Consider the following 16,260-nt stretch of genomic DNA (forward strand, 5'->3'; position numbering starts at 1 on the left):
GAAAACCCGCCGAAGCGGGTCAGGTTGATGGTTTCATGGTGGCGACATCGCCGTGGTAACTTTTCCGCCAGTTCCGGAAACTTTTTTTCGCTCTCCGGTTCGTCCGTTGATAAGCGTTACTTCTATCTCACTTTTACTGTCTTTCAGCGCAGTAGAAATTACTTCTCCCAGTTTCTGGGTATCCAGCACAGCCCCATTCGGAGAGGCGGTAGCAGGAGCGTTAATGTTGGGCACATCTGCTTTTTCTGGCTGATTAATGGAGACAGACTCATCAGATGACGGGCCATTTAGTAACCAATCAGAATACTGATCGCGCTGGTAAGCAAGGCGAGTCGGGTCGCGAAGCCCCTGCCACTTCGGGTCTGTCATTGATTGATTTATGCCGCTGTCGATGTCCTTTTCGCTGTACGGCTGGCTCCCATTTTCATGACGGATCATGGCGGCCATCATACGCTTAAGGGTAGCGGGGTCACTTAGGTCAAGTTGCTCATGAGCACCAAATCCCGTATCACCCGTGACAGCGTTGATATATGCCTGCGTATTGTTTTCGCTACTGGGGGCGTAAGTATGAATAATGCCGTAGGGGGTATTATTCCCGCGATCGCCATAAAGCTGTAACTGCCGGCTCATGGCCGCTAAGCCATCATCCGGCTTATCAAAAACGGCAAATGCGCCATCATTTCCGACCGCGTTCGGGGCAACCCGCAAGTTACCAGGATTATTGTTTCTAATACCGCGAGCATTGCCACCACCGGACTGGTTATATGACATTGGTGGTGAGTTTGTGCCTGGTGAATACGGGGGTTGCACGTAAAGGCCTTTTACATCCTGCTGAAGCTGGTTCGCCGCCTCAACCGGACCGTAGTAGCTATTTAGCTTTTTCAGCAAATCACCTGACGCGTAGCCGAGTCGCAGATCCAGTTTCTCTTTAATCGAAAGCGTCTCTTTAAACTTCTCGTCTTGTTCAGCGCTTCGCAGTTGATCGGCCTGCTTTCCCCCGCTGTTCCATGTGAGCAAAGAGCCGACGGTCGCCGCATCCATGCCGTGCTGCATCATTTGGGAGACATCATCAAAGCTTTTTTGAACAATCGGCGCCTGACCTAGCCATGCCTGCCCTTTCATCAGCATCCCGTCCCATGAGGCGGAAATTTGATTAACCTGGTTACGAAAGGCCAACGCATTTTGAACATCTTTATCTGAAAAGATCAGCCCGTCACGCTGGGCCTGATCTTTCAGTTTTTGCACCTGGTCAGTACTTTGTCGCAAGAAACTCAACAACTCAGGCGAGAAGCCCCCCACCTGTGCAATGAGCGCCTGTCTTGCCGGAGACTGCTGGAGCATGACCTTATTCAGATCATCCATAAGTTTCGCAACATCCGCGACGCCTTCCTTTGTTTTGCTGATCTTGATGCCCAGCTGAGAAGTCAGCGCCAGAAAGCCGTCATCGCGCATATTCAGCGCATCATTTGCGCGCTGATAAAGTCCAGAAACTGACCCCTCTGCCGCATCGCGCGCGGACCCGTTCTCGATCATTGCCCCGGTCAGTTCCTGATAGGCGCGGGTCGTTGTGCTGATATTTTTGGCCGTCGTGTCAATTTTGTAACCGGCGTTCGCATAATCCTGAATGCCTGACTTTACCGCGTTAACGACGGTGGCCAGCCCGCCCAGCCCCAGCGTCAGGCCACCGACCATTTTCAGGGGCGGTACAAGATCGCCGACAAATTGAACGCCGTCTCGGGCATTTTTTGCCAAATTCCCAAGGCGCCCACTGATTTCATCCACCCCCTCAGAGGACTGCCGGCCACCAAGCTGCAATCCCGTCCGCGCATTATCCAGCTGTGGGAGCAGCTTTTTAACAGCGTCATCTATGCTCTGAATTGACTCAGAAACCCGGTCGTCCGCCGTTAGCTGGAAATCAAACGCCTTAGCCATGGTTATTTTTCCTTCACGCGGTTAATTCGATGCGCCTGAGATTTCCACCAAAGTAACCGACTCCACGTCAGGCGCCAGCCATCTGCTGGCCCCCAACCGTAGTAATAAGAAACGTCAGCAATCAGATCCCGCCAGCGACCGCCGTCGGGGAGTAGTTTAAAAAACCCAGCAAGTAACCCTCGCAGCGTTTGTAATCGGTAAATTTAAGCCGGTTCACCACTTCCGGAGCGATGTCTGAAAGCTCCGAGATTAGTACCGCCATTGCCGCCAAACCGCTGGTCGCACTCTGCGCCTTGTAAAACTGATCCACCTGTTCGAGGTTTGGCTCACTCAGTCCAATATGGCTCCAGGACTGTTTCCCCGACGCGTCTTCAAGCAGGGTTTCCAGAGCAATTTGCACACTGCACGCGGGCACTGCGCCGGGGACGAGTGTTTCAGGCGTGTAATTTAAAAAGCGAAGAAGAAATACTTCACACCGCTTGAAAACGGTGAACGGAATGCGTTTGACAACCTGTGGTGGAATGCCAGACAACAGTGAAATAAGGTGCCCCATCGCGGTCAGCGCTCCATTCGTTTTTTGTTTTTCAAAAAACTGGTTCACCTCGATAAGCGCGGGCTCATGCAACTCAATACTTTCCCAGACCAGTTTACCGCTGGCATCAGCCAGCGGTTTTTCCAGTGGGATAAGGATGGTTTTATCCTGTTCTTCCACGATCAGCTCTCCACCACGTCAAAGCCTTCCCAGCGGACGTCGAAGACCGCGTCTTCACTGTCCACTTCCTGCGATTCAACCGTCCACATGCCGGTACCGATAATGGTTTTACCGTTTGCCAGCTCAGCCACGACGGTCACATTAGTCATGTCGGTAAAATCTGCAACCGTCGTGCCCCCGCTGTCGCGAACCTGACAGGAGATGAACGGCGCAGACGGCTTCTCTTTGTAGCCGTGCACATAGTCCATCCCGGTCAGGGTTTCACGCTTGAGCTTTGAAGGGCTGTATTTGAACTGGCCGGCGACCATGATCGAGATGCCGTTAGTCGTCACAAACGCTGTCCCCGCGAGGCGGTTAGATGTATCTGCCATGATGATTCCTTATGCCGCGGCTTGCAGGCGGAACTGGTTGAGGAGAGCGAACACGCGCAGCTGGTTGATCAGAACACCATCCCACAACACGTCGACCCGGTTAGGGTTGGAGGTGCTTTTGGTCACCACTAAACCGGCGGCGAAGGCTTTGGTATCCTGCACATAACCGTTGTATTCCAGCTGCGTGTACTGGGCGATGAGTTCCGCACGGATGATGTTAGGCGTCACGATAGCCGAGCCCGGTGCAAAGCGAGTACCGTCGGCCGCCAGCTTCATACGGGCGAATTTAGACGTCACCTGCGTTCTGATAAAGCGCGTCACAAACATCAGCAGGAACAACGTCTCGACCTGCAGATAACTGTCGTCTGCGTCGCCGTATTTGTTGGTCTGATACGTAGTAATCAGATTTTCAACCTGCACCGTATTGTCATCGGCGACGGTAAAGGTCGAGATCCCGCTGTAAAGCAGGTTGTTACGCTCGGTCAGTTCAAAGCGGGATGCTAATGGCGGCGCTAAAACACCACTGACGGTCAGCGTTTGCAGCGGACGACCGGGATCGTTACGCAAGCTGCCTGCCACTGCGCCAGTAACCGCAGCCGCCCAGACATGCGCCGGGGTCGGAGAGTCATTGACGCCCAGTAACGTAGCATGCTGATCGTTACGGGCTTCACCGACGGTGGTCAGTTGACCGTACGTGCCTGATGCCGCGCCGAAGACGTGACCATAAAGTTGCTGCGCGTAGCTCCAGCGGCCGGTGCTGTCGGAAAGCAGCCCTTTTAGAGCATCAAGAGACGTCGTATCCGTATAAGGCGTGACGATGAAATCAAAAGTGCGATCGCCCATGTTTGCCAGCGCAGTGGTCATATCCGGTGCGCCCGCGCCGCCGGTCATGGCGGTGAGAGTGATACCAAGCCCGGCAGGCGTACTTTCGCCACCCGCACTGCCCTGATAATTAAGACGCAAATCAATGCCGTTGCCGTGCGCGCCTTTATTTTTAGCGGTCAACGTCACCACGCCGGCGGCGGCGGCGGCCGTAACAGGGAGTGATGTTTTCGCAGTGATTGCCGCGACCAGCGACGCCGCCATTACGGTCACGGTGTCAGTGCTCATCACCGTGGCCTGCACCCGCTGCCCTGCAATGTATAACGAGATCACTCCGGTTTCCGATGGCGCAGTCGTTAAGGTTACCTTTCCGGTTGCTGCCGTCTGGGCATCGCCGTCCGCAAGCGGCAGTAAATAGATTTCACCCGCCACGTCGTTCGCCAGATACGCGACCATCTCGTTGTGGAGCATTGAGCCCGCACCGTAAATCCCAGCCGTATTGGACGCGGAGGATTCAATAACAGGAACATTGAGCTGCACGCCTGCGTTTGTTAACGCCTGACCGATGATCAGCGTGCGCTGTGTTGCTGTGGCCGTGTTCGCCTGAGAATTATCAAACTCGGCAAAGAAAAGCGGCGTGCGAAGATTGGAAGGGATATTTTGAAAATCCATTAGCGGGCACTCCCCGTATCAGTTGTAGCGGTAGTTTTATCGCCGTCTGTGGTGGTATCCGCCGCTTTTGCCGTGGACACAGGCTTAGCCTGCGGCACAGCATCTGCATTGACGACGTCACCGTCGCGAAGCCGGCGATCCCAAAAGGTGCTTTTCTGCACTTCTGCCCCTTCTTCGGGCAATAGGGTGCCTTTAACCGGATCGCGCACTGTGCGCCCGGCGGTCGGTTTTAGAAACATGGGTGACTCCAGAATGTTATTGAGGCAGATCGAAGGTCGCATAGACTTCAGGTGTACCGTCGGGCTGTTTAATCGTGACGTCGATACCCTCAAGCGGAGTGGTGTCGATAGGGTAGAAATCTTCCGGGCCCTGGTAATACTCGATATCCAGTTCCATCAGCAACTGGGCCGTATGCCCTTCACCACCGGCGTTGACATCGATAGTGGAGCGCACCTGTAAAAACTGCTGAGTCTGGCGGGTGAGCTCATAGCTGTTGATCACAGCACGCTCAATTTGTTCGCGCAGCTTCTCGAGCGCCACTTCCGCTTTCTCGGCCCCGTTGTCCTGGTCAACCTCATCAAGCTCCTGCAGCCGGCCGGTAATTCGGACAGTGGTCACCGTCGTAAATTGCGGAACATTGCGCCCGAGGGAGTTTTTGAGATCGAAAGGAGTTTGTACGAGAATAGCCGGGTACATATCTTCCGACGTCGACCAGTCCCGCGGTGAATAAACGCGCCCGGCGGCGTCCGTTTTGCCGATCAGCGCGCCGATAATCAGTATCCGCAATGCTGCAGCATTCATACCTTCACCCTGTTAAGAATGAGCTTTGAGCCACCGTGGCTGTCCGGCTGAATATCAGAAATGGTAAACAAGGTATTCACCTGCTCACCGCCGACCAGGCCAATGAAAACCCGATCGCCCCTTTTCGGCGGGAGTAAAAACTCGCTGTCGAGCACGCCAAGCACAGGTGACGTGGTGTTGATGGTGCTGCCGTCTTCCAGTGGTTCCACGTCCGGCGTATACGCTCGGTCGAAAATCCCGCTGATGGTATAGGCAGCTCCACCCGCGGGACGGAAATCAACCGGGTCACCAAATACGCCGTGCAACGGCTTGAGTAAATGCCGATCCCAGTTGACCCCCATTATCAGGCTTCCCCGCTCTCGGTTTTAACGACAGAAGGCGCGTCCGAGGTGATCGTGGACTGCCCGTCTTCTTTAGAGATACTGACTTCATGACCGGACGCCGCTTCCATTTCCTGTTTCACCGAATCCAGCGTTTTCACAAAGCCGGAAGCGATAAGACGGCTGGCATCACTTTGAGAGAGGTCAACGCGGGTATTCTGCGTGTAGCTCTCCCCGTCATGCCGAACGCTTTTTCCTTTGAGCACCACTACGGTGATCAGGTCAGCGGCCTCAGCGGCCGGATTGGTTTTTTTTTCATTTGCCATGATCAGACCACCTTCGCACAAAGGGCCGCGTTAACCCGGCTCGGGATAACAATCGGGGAAGACTGCATCAGCAGGAAGCGCTGCGCCGGATCATGCTGCAGCCAGCTTTTTGGTGCATACGCCATCGGCCCATAATTGAAGGCGGGATCGATGATTGCGCCAAATGCACGGGTGCCCATCAGATCCGGGCCCGACATAATCACTGAGCCGTCTGCGATCATCGGATTTTCGATGCCCGTGTCCGGGTCAATGAACCAGTCGTTGTAAAGCCAGAGCGTGTACTGGCCCCAGTAACCTTTACACACCGCACCCTTCGCAATCTGCGCGCCTGGGTTAATGATGTTGCCGGACGGGTTCTGCGCCGGCAGGATGATGGCACCTTTCAGCGACGTATCCAGCTTGAACGCGCGCCAAGAGGCATTTGTGAAGATAATGTCCGTCGCCTGTGCGCCAGATTTTTGCAGGATCAGCGCCTGCCATTCTTCAATGTCGTCCGTCGGCTGGGTGTTAGTTGCCCCCACCGCAACGCTGGTCGGCCATTTGTCGGAGCCGCTCAGCGCAATGGTCAAGGCCGGGTCGCGACCAAAATCGACGACGGTGGTTGGGAATCCGTCGCCTTTGATGGTGACGGTACCGGTGGCAATCGCGCTGCAACCCATCCACTCGAGGCGACGATTCAAAATATCAATCTGGTCGCTCATCTCGAACTGGATGTTCAGCATTTCACGTTCTGCGGCGGTATATTCGCCACCAATGCGCTCACCAATCTGGCGGCGGATCGGTTTACGCAGGTCAGGGGCGCGCTTGTCTTTGATGTACGCAGGCTTGAACTTGTCGGTCTGGTAACGACGGCTTTCCACCAACTTACCTTCGACCAGCGGTGAGCAGAACGGGGCCATGCGGCGCAGACCAATGTCTACGTCAATCGCCACATACTCATCGTCACTGGTCACGATGTTGGGGAAAAATCGGTCGAGGATGAAGTTTTGCGACGTCATCAGATTGGGCACCAACCCGACCAGCGACACGGTATCGTAAATAGTTTGGGACATGGTTTGTTCTCTCTGTGTCCCGGTCTGCTGACCGGGATAAATAAAAGACGCACAACGTCCTGCCCGGTGAAGGGCATACGGAGAAGGCGATTAAATTAAAACGGGTGTTTAGCTGGCAGGAGCCTGAACGCTGTCGCGCAGGAAGATACCAAACGGACGGAGCGCAGGTTTGAGCGTAGCGAGCGTCCAGCTCGGATCGAAGGTAATGCGGTTCTTGTTGATTTCGGCCATCAGATAAACGCCGGCTAACGTGTCCGCCACGGTGGCATTCACATCATCGGCCAGAATGGCCTGCGGAACCTGGCTGCCGTCGGTTGCTGTCGCCACGCTCAGGGTGTATTTCCCGGAAGCGGTGATCACACCCAGTACGGTACCGCGTTTATAGGTTGCCGTAGAACCGGTCAGGATAGTCACCGTATCGGAGACCACCTGCAGAGGGCCGGACAACAACTGATCCGGGATGAAGGTGTCATGCTGTACGCCCGGCACCCAGGCATTTTGCCCCACTGAAGTCACAGTCATTATTTTTTACCCTTAACCTGGTTATAGAGAGCGGCCGCACGGGTGACCACTGTGTTTGCATTCCCTGACGGCCCCGCATCATCATTGCCCAACTGATGGTTTTCTACTTTGGACATGCGCTCGTCCAGAGATAGACGACGAGACTGCTGCGGTGCCTGCATCGGGCCGGAGCTTGCCAGAACGCGGATAGCGGCGGCCGAGCTCATGCCGGTGGTGATGGCCAGCGAAACGGCCAGCGGACCTTTACCCGCTGCATATTTGCTGCCGAGAATGCGGGAGATACGGTTACGCTCGGCGCGGCGGCCTTTTTTGACGTCACGATCGTCTTCATCATCGTCACCGTCATCGTCGTCGCCTTCGCCAGCATCCGCGTCGTCATCGTCATCTTCCGCACCGCGACCTTTGGCTTTTTTAGACTTTTCCTTGTCGTTATCATCTTCGTCGTCAGAATCATCCTCTTCTTCTGCACGCTTAGATTTTTTTGACTTGCCCTTGTCTTCCTTGTCTTTCTCGTCGTCGTTTTCGTCCTCTTCAGCACGACGGCCTTTTGCCTTTTTGGACTTTTCTTTCTCGTCTTCATCTTCTTCTGAAGATTTAGCAGAATGGCCAAACAGGTGCGCAAAACCCTTAATTTTCATTGACATCTTCACTCTCCAACCAATTGTAATAAATCGCGGAATGCCGCATCCGGTGAGGACACCTGATCGGCCAGCCCCAGTTGCACACCGTCGCTGCCCAGAAAACAGGCGGCTTCGGTATCACGGACGGTTCTTTCTGCTATCCCGCGATTGCGGGAGACGGTACTCACGAACAGGCGCCCCATTTCATCAATGTCTGACTGAATGGCTTTACGTGCCGTGTCGCTTAATGGCTCATACGGATTGGACTCAGCCTTACGGTCCCCGTAGGTGATGATCGTGACCTGCAGTCCGTCACTTTTAATCTTCTGCGACCAGTCAACGTGCATGACGATGACACCCACCGATCCCACACCGCCGGTACGCGGAACGATAATTTTGTCGGCGGCGCTTGCCAGCGCGTAGGCTGCTGAGTAAGCGCTTTCCGACAGTATTGCCCAGATGGGTTTACTGCCGCGTGAGGCATAAATGACGTCGGCCAGATCAAAACACCCGGCCACTTCACCGCCCGGCGAGTCGATATCAAGGCAAATGGCTTTAACATCGCTGTCGTTCAACGCCTGAAGGAAACAGGCCCGGATGCCGTCATACCCGGTCATGCCGCTGTAGGGCCGCAGCGTGCCCAGCTTCTGCACCAGCGTGCCCTGAATCGGGATCACCGCGACACCCTCTACCACGTCATAGCCCGTATCACGGGCCTGTCGGGTAAATGTGCTGTCGTCATCGTCATCCCAGTCCGACATAGACTGAATACGCGTCAGGCCGAAACGGTCAGTCAGCGCGGCCATCACAACTTCGGCTTTGCGGGGGTGCAGCGCCAGCGGGGTGTTAAACAAGCGCTGCGCTAAATGGGGTAAATTCACTGTGCCTCCGGATCTTTAATTGTTTCAGGAGCAAAGGTGTCCGCCTGTCCCCATGAGGGCACGGGCAAACCTCGCTCTTTGAACGCCTCGACTTCACGCGCTCGCTGATCGAGAAGCTCTTCCCAGTCTTCGCCGACGTTCTCTGACACCTCCATTTCCAACGTAGACATGCCGGAGTCCATACCAAGGATCGCGCCTTTTTTCTCAGCAACGGGGTCAACCCAGCCGCGACCGGGTCCCATCCACTGCGCGCGGCAATAGGCCGCTTTAGCCGCCAAAAATTCCGGCGCGCCAGCAGGAAGAGGAACCTCACCGAGATCGTGAAGTTCTTCGATAAAGCTGCTGAATATGGGTTGAGCAAAGCCGCTGGCAAAATCATCACGCCGGCGGGTCAGGGTTTTCCACGCTTCCAGCATCGCGGAGCGGGCTGAGCTGTAATTCACGTCAGACCAGTCCTGCGTCAACTGCTGGGTGGAAATACCCAGTGCAGCGGCCACGTTGCGTAATGCTGCGCTCTCGAACGCTGCGAAATTACTGGTGGGGCGCGCCGCGTTAACCGTGTCGATTTTTTCACCCGGTGCAAGGATTGGCATACGCGCGCCACTTTGCAGAGAAATGCGCTTATCGTCGTGATACTCAGTACGCATGTCCTGATAAGCCAGCACGTCATCCGTCTGAAGTGAATCCGCGAATAAGCCTGGGTCATAGGGTGAAGTAATGTACGCCCCAAATACGGCATTCAGGATTGAGGACTCCAGCTCAACCTCATCGTATTTGATCAGCATTTTCAAACGCTGAACGATCGGCGTGAAAATGCTGCTGCCGCGATGCTGTGCTGCGCGATCACCGTCAAAATCATGCACAACGATCGGACGCCCCCACGCGGTCTCACGCCTCACGCGTTCCCACGTCATGGTTTTTTCAGCGCTCCACCAGTCGCCCATGTGGGCTTTGCGGATGTGATACGCCACCGGCACGCCGTCGTCGTCAATTTCCACCCCGCCGCGAATGTTCAGCATGTCGAACACCTGCTGTGGGTTGCTCAACCGATCGGGATCAATAATTTGTATGGTGGTGGCGTAACGCGCGCGGCCATTCCCGAGCCGATCGGTACGATATTGCAGAACAGCCAGCGCATCGCCGTCCACCAACTTGTGGCGGAAAGCCAACCGCAGCATCTGGGAAACTGTTTTTTTTCTCTCAACGTCACAATAGCGTCCGGGGTCATTTGCCCAGGTGCGCCAGGCAGCCTCTACGGCTCGCCCGTACTCATCGGCCCATTTGGCATCAAAGGTTTTCAGGCCGGTTTGAAGCGAAAGAGCGCGGTAATCCACTTTAGCTATCGGACGAAAATTAGCCCCAACCGCATTATCCAAAATGCGAGTTACGCTGCCTGATGCCCAACCATCATTACGTGCCATGTCGCGAACGCGGGAAACGATTCGGTCGCGGTAAATGTTAACTTCATTATCCGGCGACCAAAGCGCGGGCTGCCAGTTCGCCATCGCATCGCTGAAGGAATCCGCCGCGTCATAAGGCACGCGCCCCGATCCGTTAAGCATGGATGCCTTTCGATTCGATGGGGGTAATGGCCTGCCGTTTGGCCCGAGAATTCTGACCTCTCCGCTTTTCATCAATACCGAAACCTTAACGTCACGCGTGGACGTTTAACGATGCCTAACTGAGCCTGAAGAAGTTGGATCAGCGCAGTGAGCTGCCCAATATCTGTCTGTTGATAAGAGACCGAGCGCGTGCCATCTCCCTGTGTGTAAGAGAAAGACACGCCCTTTGCGCCCGTCGAAAGTTCGAGATAAGCCTGCTGGGCGCTGGTCAATGCAGTCTGTAATTGGTCACGCGTCATCGCACCAGCCAATAGACTGGAGTTGGGATTAAACATAGAGGTCCTTAAGCGAGGCGCTTATGCAAAGGTTTACGCGGTGGTTTCTCAGGTTCTGAGATAATGACGCCCGGCAGGCGCAGATTTTGTTTCTCTTCTGGATCGACCGGCGGAGGTAAAAGCTTACCGGCGTCAGCAGTAATACTGTCTGCTAATCCATTGAGTTTCAGACCCATATACATCAGGCCGCACAGTGCGCCATAGGAATAGACCCGGCAGTCCAGTGCTTCGTTAGCCCTGCCCGGCAACTGCTCCCAAACGCGGTAGCGTTGTCCGCCGGCCGTTTTCGTTACCGACCGCTCAGCCAATAACTGGCCGAAATAGTTAAGGTCACGATCCACGGGATAATGCATAAATCCTGCAGAAGCGTTACCAGCTTCCGGTGGCTCAATATGCAACCGGGCTCTAACCGAATCTTTTGCCGCATTGACGCCCAGGATGATCGGTCTAAACTGCGCCTTGCTGCGAGAAGTTGGCTTTTTAGTCGGCCATACCGGTGAACGTTTACCCCCACGAGCGGACTCACCTTTGATTGCCCAGATCCGACGACCCAGTCGCTCTTTGGCAAACTCATAAACCTTCTGTGTATGATGCCCGCCTGAGTCCATGCACGCTGCCATCAAAGTAAAACCGCGACCGTCGGCGCGTCGCCATACCTGTTTGAGATAGGCATCAAGCCTTTTCCAGGGCTCATCAGTTTCAAGATCCCCTTCGATAACGTCATAGGCAATCGACCAGCTTTCCTCGTTGCGGCCCCAACCCACCACTTCAATCTCAAAGCGCCCGTCCTGTGTATCAATACCGGCAGTGATCGCCGCTACGCCGTCAGGCACTTCTGCGGCGTAGACCTCACACCGTTCAACCAGTTTTCTTTCACTCAGCGCTTTTTCACCGCGGTCTTCGTAAACTTCACCTAAGACAAGGTTAATAAATGTCTGACGCATCAACGCATCGTCTTTCACCCTCAGCCATTCGGCCACCAGGTGTTTCCAGGCGGCATTCGGGAAAAGACTGTAACCCGCCCAGATATGAAATCCCGCATGCCCCCTGAAAGGCCGCGTAGCACGCCACTCTCCCCGCTTCACCATCACTGATAAGTCGTTGTGATGAATCACGCATCCGGAATGCCGGCAGACGTAGTAGGCCGTTTCCGGCAACCCATTACCTTCTTCATCCTTGTCCCACTTGATGCCATAAGGTGTATCGGGACCGCCCCATTCCAGAATCTGAAACTCACCGCAGTGTGGACAAGGTACGTTGAATTTACGCTGATCACTTTCGCTATACGCTTTTTCAATACGTGATATACCTTTGACCGTTGGGGTCGAACCCAGCACTATCTTGCGGTTCCAGAAAGTTTCTGAACGTTTGATACCCAGAGCAATCTGGTCACCCTCAGTACCAGCACCGCCGGAGGGATATCCGTCCACCTCATCAAACAAAATGACGCGGCATGTGATACGACGAAAGCCACCCGGACTATTAGCCCCCACCAGCGTCAGGTTTGAGCCGTTGAGAAACTGTTTTTTCAGGATGGTCTGATTACTGTCTTTCGCTTTACTGTTGCCGGCAATGGCGGCAAGAACCGGCGTATCGCGCAGCATGGGAGCAATTTCGGTTTTGCTATAATCCTCTGCATCCTCGACGCGAGGCTGAACCACCAGAATCGGCGACGGGTCATGCTGAAGGTAATAGCCGACGACATGGTCAAGAATCTTGGTGTATCCCACGCGGGCTGATTTCATAACAGAAACTTGCGTCACCAGCGGATCGGTAATGGCGTCCATCATGCCATCCTGATAACCAAAGGAGCGGAAACGCCCAGTTTGTGCGCTGGTCTCTTTTGACAGTACCGCGTATGTATTGGCCCACTGGCTTAAAGAGAGAGGCTCAGGCGGCGCAACATCTGTCCGGCGTTGTTTCAACTCTCCGACGAAATTGGCCCACGCAACGGAATCAGTCGCCGCCTCGTTTGTCATCTGCATCAAGGCTCAACTCCTCTATTGCCTCATGAACCACCTCCTGCAGCGCCGCAACGAACTCCGCATCATTGGTGGTTGAGGCAAGCACCCGTAAACGGGGGCCGTGTTCCGGAGCAATCGCAATAAGACGTGTGCGCATGCGTGAATACTCTTGACCAACGGCAGCAATCATCTCTTTGTAGGGAAGTACCTGGCCGGATTTAATTTCGTATTCGAGCCGGGTAAGTAAAGCGAGGAAATTTTCTTTCAGCGTCCGGGCCTGATCGAGCGTCATCTTGGCGCCGTTCGTAGCGATCATTCGCTCTACAATTTTTGTCGGTGACTCTTCCTGGTAGGTGCCCGATCTGTTACCTGAGTTGTTACCCTGAGACTTGTTACCCTGTTTGTTACCTGCTGCATTTTTTTCATTATTTTTCTCAGGTCGGGTAACAGTTTTCCGGTACTGTTTTATATTGGCATTTGACGCATCAACGTCGATGTCATCACCGGCCAGAACCAACCAACCGCGGGCCTTCCACGTCGTTACTGTCTTACGACTGACGCCGTGAAGTTTGGCAAAATCTGACTGGTTCATCTGTTACCTCATCTGTTACCTGTTACCCAAATTTCAAAATTTCATAGCTAGACGTAGAACGCGGCGCGCAATGCCCGTGCAATAGAAAGGACCGGGGAAGGACCCATTTTTTATTGAGATACATTCTCACTTGGCAGTCTTCAATGCTTCATCGATAGCCTTGCTGATGGCGCCAGGCATCAGGGCAGCAGCCATCTTCTCAGCTCTGTCCATATATCCCAGCGTAGGTTTAACGGGCAGAGCATCACCGAACCGGATCAGCAGCTTTGGCATGGGGTTTTTATCACGGGCGCGCCGTGTGCCATTGGCTGACCGCTTCTGTCGCTTCTTGCCTTTGCGCCCCTTCTTAGGCTTGACTCGCTGCCATACGCCGTTGATGCCATCGACATCACCAATGAAGACGTTTGACTTAGCTTTGAGTTGGGAGAGTTTGTTGCGTGACAGGTTGCCGTACTTGTTCAGCTTAATGTCTTTGGGGTTAAGCAGCGCCTGGCCATTGAGCTTGTGCACACCGCCAAACTCAAACGGTTCGAGATAACCGGCAGCAATGTCATGAACAAAAACCTTCGCGGTCAAACTATCCCGCCTCGCTCCAACAGAGCCAACGGCATTAACAGTGAAGGGGGGCGGATTCTCAAGCTTGCGCTCAAAAGCCGTCTTCTCTGCAGCAGCTATTTGTTTGGCTACACTGGTTAATGCCTGCGCTGTCGCAAAAGGAATTTGCTTCTTTAAAGATTGCAGAGCAGCTGATAGGTCTTTTATTCCTGCCATCTCAATTCCTTAGCAATCAAACTTACATATGCATTTTCAATGGCTCTCACTTAAAGCCATCGATAATGCTGATTAGACGAACGGACTCTACAGCACATTGGACTGAGCGCACATAGCACTCACTACGATGGGCATAAAAAAACCGCCCTTAGGCGGTTAGTATTTGATTTTTTTCTGTCTAAGCAAAAATTTCAATCTATCAATTTCGTTCTCTAAATCAATTATCGCATCAAGCGCAACATTGATTACGGAGCTGATCGGTTTCCCTTTGTAGAGGTCTGCTGAGCAAAGTTTTCCATGAGATGCTTCCAATAAAATCGAGTATGCGTCTTTCTCTGCCATATCAACCTCCTTATTCACTTAACAATAAAATTAGCAGGCTAATTGTAAGCAGTGAATAGGATATTTCGGAACTTCATCTTCTCCTTAGCAAGCCACGATTTAGTTAACTCTGCATCTCTGCTGGGCTTCAGCGGCATAGCCCTGAAGGTATTGAATTACTTTGTCGTCCTTGATGGCGCTGGCTCGGAGATCGAGAACAGCCCGTCCACCAGCACCAGAGAGTTCGACTTGTGCTGCATCGCCCACGCCGCCGGTTCCGGTAGTGCTGTTCCCGACGAGCTCGCAGGTTGCAAGGTTTGCTGCTGCGATCCGCACCCGGCGAGTGCCAGCAGCGACATCAGCGCGCAGCCTGTCATTATTGGCCTGTTCATCGGCTAATTCCTTCGTGTGTTTGGCATCGAGCGCCGCCAGTGCGGTTTGTGCCGCCTCGGTGTGCTTCTTCTCGTTGGTCAGGTCAATCACTGCCTGATCGCTGAATTTCTTCAGCTCTGCAGTGTGTGAATCTTTCAACTTTGATACGTCAGCATCCCAGCGCAGCCCTTCAATCCACCAGGTGATCGCAGCGCCAGCCACGAAGGCCAGCACAATCGATAAATTGTTATTCATCCAGCCCCCAGCAGGTCAGTTCGCTTTCCTGATCACGGCGTATCACCTGCCCAAGGCAATTATTTGCCCGGACATTGCAGTCTTTACCGCCATCGCGCACCCACCGCTTTATCTCAGCACAGGCACCACGTTTATCTCCGGCATTTAGTTTTTTGTAGAACGTCGAAGTGAAGCATTTCGCCGGTCCAATGTTGTAGGGGCAAAACGATGCGATACCGGCAATTTGCGGCTGAGTCAGCGTGACAGTGACATTATTTTTAACCCACGCTATCGCCTTATCGGATTCCAATTTGTTCACATCGGCGCACTTCGCAGCAGTCAGCTTCATGCCTTTGTAAACAGGGCGTCCATCAATGCGGGTAACGCCGCGGCAAATAGTCCAGATCCCCACGCCATCTTGATAAGCCGTCAGGCTATTACCTTCCTTTTCATCAAGAAATTGTCCGAGGATAGCCGATGCGCCAGCGCCAGAAATGATCATAGCAATTACAGCTTTGCTGAGTTTGCTTTTAACTCCCGGCTGAAATGTCATCATTCACCCCTGAGTGCTTTTCGGCGGTCTTCTTTGATTTTGAAATACAGATTCGTCAGGTATGTGAGGAGCGCGACCGATATACCTGCCAGCACACCTATAGCGTTCCACTGATCCGGACTAAATGCATTTAACAGGCCGTTCAGGACGCTACCGGCGGATGCTCCGTACGCAATGCCTGTAGTCAATTTGTCCATTCTCATAATCTCCCCCTCCGGTTAGCCGGTTGGGTGCGTAGTCATTGAGGCATAAAAAAAGGCCGCCAATTTGGCAGCCCTAAGAATTTGTCAGGCGGTTAACGCCCGCCCACTACGGTTATGTATTTCATCACAACGAAAAGCTGCCTGTTTCACAACACGAGTGTTCCGCGATACGGATCAATTCGTCAGGCAGCTTGTCTGTTACGCAGAAAGCAAAAAACCCCGCCGAAGCGAGCAATGCCGATCAGTTAAGGATCGGTTGACCGATCCTTAAACTGCGGCACTATAACGGCTTCCACCACAGGGAGCCGTTTTCTTATGCCAC

21 protein-coding genes are annotated in these 16,260 nt (G+C 53.7%); all 21 read right to left on the reverse strand.

Features of this window, described 5'->3' with window-relative positions; all coding sequences use genetic code 11:
- Nucleotides 1–33: 33 nt before the first annotated feature.
- Nucleotides 34–1,932 carry a hypothetical protein gene (locus tag AC0Z7K_RS03500; protein ID WP_485612815.1) on the reverse strand — a complete coding sequence of 633 codons (1,899 nt, stop codon included), beginning with the start codon at nt 1,930–1,932 and terminating at the stop codon, nt 34–36.
- A 121-nt stretch (nt 1,933–2,053) separates the two neighbouring features.
- Nucleotides 2,054–2,644, reverse strand: coding sequence for a phage tail assembly protein (locus AC0Z7K_RS03505; RefSeq protein ID WP_485612816.1), 591 nt, complete (start codon nt 2,642–2,644; stop codon nt 2,054–2,056).
- Nucleotides 2,645–2,646: 2 nt separating this feature from the next.
- Nucleotides 2,647–3,015: a phage tail tube protein gene (locus tag AC0Z7K_RS03510; RefSeq protein WP_485612818.1), complete on the reverse strand. Its 369-nt coding sequence runs from the start codon at nt 3,013–3,015 to the stop codon at nt 2,647–2,649.
- A gap of 9 nt (nt 3,016–3,024) precedes the next feature.
- Complete coding sequence (locus AC0Z7K_RS03515; protein WP_485612820.1) at nt 3,025–4,509, reverse strand: phage tail sheath subtilisin-like domain-containing protein; 1,485 nt, start codon at nt 4,507–4,509, stop codon at nt 3,025–3,027.
- Entirely contained in the window at nt 4,509–4,748 is a 240-nt protein-coding gene (locus AC0Z7K_RS03520; protein WP_485612822.1) for a DUF2635 domain-containing protein, read from the reverse strand. The genes AC0Z7K_RS03515 and AC0Z7K_RS03520 overlap by 1 nt, the downstream gene beginning before the upstream one ends.
- A 16-nt stretch (nt 4,749–4,764) precedes the next feature.
- The gene (locus AC0Z7K_RS03525) at nt 4,765–5,310 is read right to left on the reverse strand and encodes an ATP-binding protein (protein ID WP_485612823.1); all 546 of its coding nucleotides are present in this window, start codon (nt 5,308–5,310) and stop codon (nt 4,765–4,767) included.
- On the reverse strand, nt 5,307–5,651 hold the full coding sequence (locus AC0Z7K_RS03530) for a head-tail joining protein (protein ID WP_485612825.1): 345 nt from the start codon (nt 5,649–5,651) through the stop codon (nt 5,307–5,309). The genes AC0Z7K_RS03525 and AC0Z7K_RS03530 overlap by 4 nt, the downstream gene beginning before the upstream one ends.
- Nucleotides 5,652–5,653: 2 nt before the next feature.
- Complete coding sequence (locus AC0Z7K_RS03535; RefSeq protein WP_485612827.1) at nt 5,654–5,956, reverse strand: hypothetical protein; 303 nt, start codon at nt 5,954–5,956, stop codon at nt 5,654–5,656.
- A gap of 2 nt (nt 5,957–5,958) precedes the next feature.
- The gene (locus tag AC0Z7K_RS03540) at nt 5,959–7,008 is read right to left on the reverse strand and encodes a major capsid protein (RefSeq protein ID WP_485612828.1); all 1,050 of its coding nucleotides are present in this window, start codon (nt 7,006–7,008) and stop codon (nt 5,959–5,961) included.
- 108 nt (nt 7,009–7,116) lie between these two features.
- Complete coding sequence (locus tag AC0Z7K_RS03545; RefSeq protein ID WP_485612830.1) at nt 7,117–7,530, reverse strand: head decoration protein; 414 nt, start codon at nt 7,528–7,530, stop codon at nt 7,117–7,119.
- The gene (locus AC0Z7K_RS03550; protein ID WP_485612831.1) at nt 7,530–8,174 is read right to left on the reverse strand and encodes a DNA primase; all 645 of its coding nucleotides are present in this window, start codon (nt 8,172–8,174) and stop codon (nt 7,530–7,532) included. Before AC0Z7K_RS03550 ends, AC0Z7K_RS03545 begins: the two co-directional genes overlap by 1 nt.
- A 2-nt stretch (nt 8,175–8,176) precedes the next feature.
- Entirely contained in the window at nt 8,177–9,031 is an 855-nt protein-coding gene (locus tag AC0Z7K_RS03555; protein WP_485612833.1) for a S49 family peptidase, read from the reverse strand.
- The gene (locus tag AC0Z7K_RS03560; RefSeq protein ID WP_485612835.1) at nt 9,028–10,665 is read right to left on the reverse strand and encodes a phage portal protein; all 1,638 of its coding nucleotides are present in this window, start codon (nt 10,663–10,665) and stop codon (nt 9,028–9,030) included. Before AC0Z7K_RS03560 ends, AC0Z7K_RS03555 begins: the two co-directional genes overlap by 4 nt.
- The gene (gene gpW / locus AC0Z7K_RS03565) at nt 10,665–10,928 is read right to left on the reverse strand and encodes a gpW family head-tail joining protein (RefSeq protein ID WP_414059176.1); all 264 of its coding nucleotides are present in this window, start codon (nt 10,926–10,928) and stop codon (nt 10,665–10,667) included. Before gpW ends, AC0Z7K_RS03560 begins: the two co-directional genes overlap by 1 nt.
- An 8-nt stretch (nt 10,929–10,936) precedes the next feature.
- The gene (locus AC0Z7K_RS03570; protein WP_485612885.1) at nt 10,937–12,913 is read right to left on the reverse strand and encodes a phage terminase large subunit family protein; all 1,977 of its coding nucleotides are present in this window, start codon (nt 12,911–12,913) and stop codon (nt 10,937–10,939) included.
- On the reverse strand, nt 12,885–13,484 hold the full coding sequence (locus AC0Z7K_RS03575) for an RNA polymerase subunit sigma-70 (RefSeq protein ID WP_485612838.1): 600 nt from the start codon (nt 13,482–13,484) through the stop codon (nt 12,885–12,887). Before AC0Z7K_RS03575 ends, AC0Z7K_RS03570 begins: the two co-directional genes overlap by 29 nt.
- Nucleotides 13,485–13,610: 126 nt before the next feature.
- A complete protein-coding gene (locus AC0Z7K_RS03580; protein WP_485612840.1) occupies nt 13,611–14,255 on the reverse strand; it encodes a hypothetical protein in 645 nt (214 codons plus the stop codon).
- Between the two features lie 156 nt (nt 14,256–14,411).
- Nucleotides 14,412–14,597, reverse strand: a complete 186-nt coding sequence (locus AC0Z7K_RS03585; RefSeq protein ID WP_485612841.1) for a hypothetical protein — start codon at nt 14,595–14,597, stop codon at nt 14,412–14,414.
- A gap of 99 nt (nt 14,598–14,696) precedes the next feature.
- Nucleotides 14,697–15,203 carry a lysis protein gene (locus tag AC0Z7K_RS03590; protein ID WP_485612843.1) on the reverse strand — a complete coding sequence of 169 codons (507 nt, stop codon included), beginning with the start codon at nt 15,201–15,203 and terminating at the stop codon, nt 14,697–14,699.
- Nucleotides 15,196–15,735, reverse strand: a complete 540-nt coding sequence (locus tag AC0Z7K_RS03595; RefSeq protein WP_485612887.1) for a lysozyme — start codon at nt 15,733–15,735, stop codon at nt 15,196–15,198. Before AC0Z7K_RS03595 ends, AC0Z7K_RS03590 begins: the two co-directional genes overlap by 8 nt.
- The gene (locus tag AC0Z7K_RS03600; protein ID WP_095921518.1) at nt 15,735–15,941 is read right to left on the reverse strand and encodes a class II holin family protein; all 207 of its coding nucleotides are present in this window, start codon (nt 15,939–15,941) and stop codon (nt 15,735–15,737) included. The genes AC0Z7K_RS03595 and AC0Z7K_RS03600 overlap by 1 nt, the downstream gene beginning before the upstream one ends.
- Between the last annotated feature and the right edge of the window lie 319 nt (nt 15,942–16,260).

The sequence above is a fragment of the Rahnella sp. 1L-D-7-B-C2 genome (genome assembly GCF_057290995.1).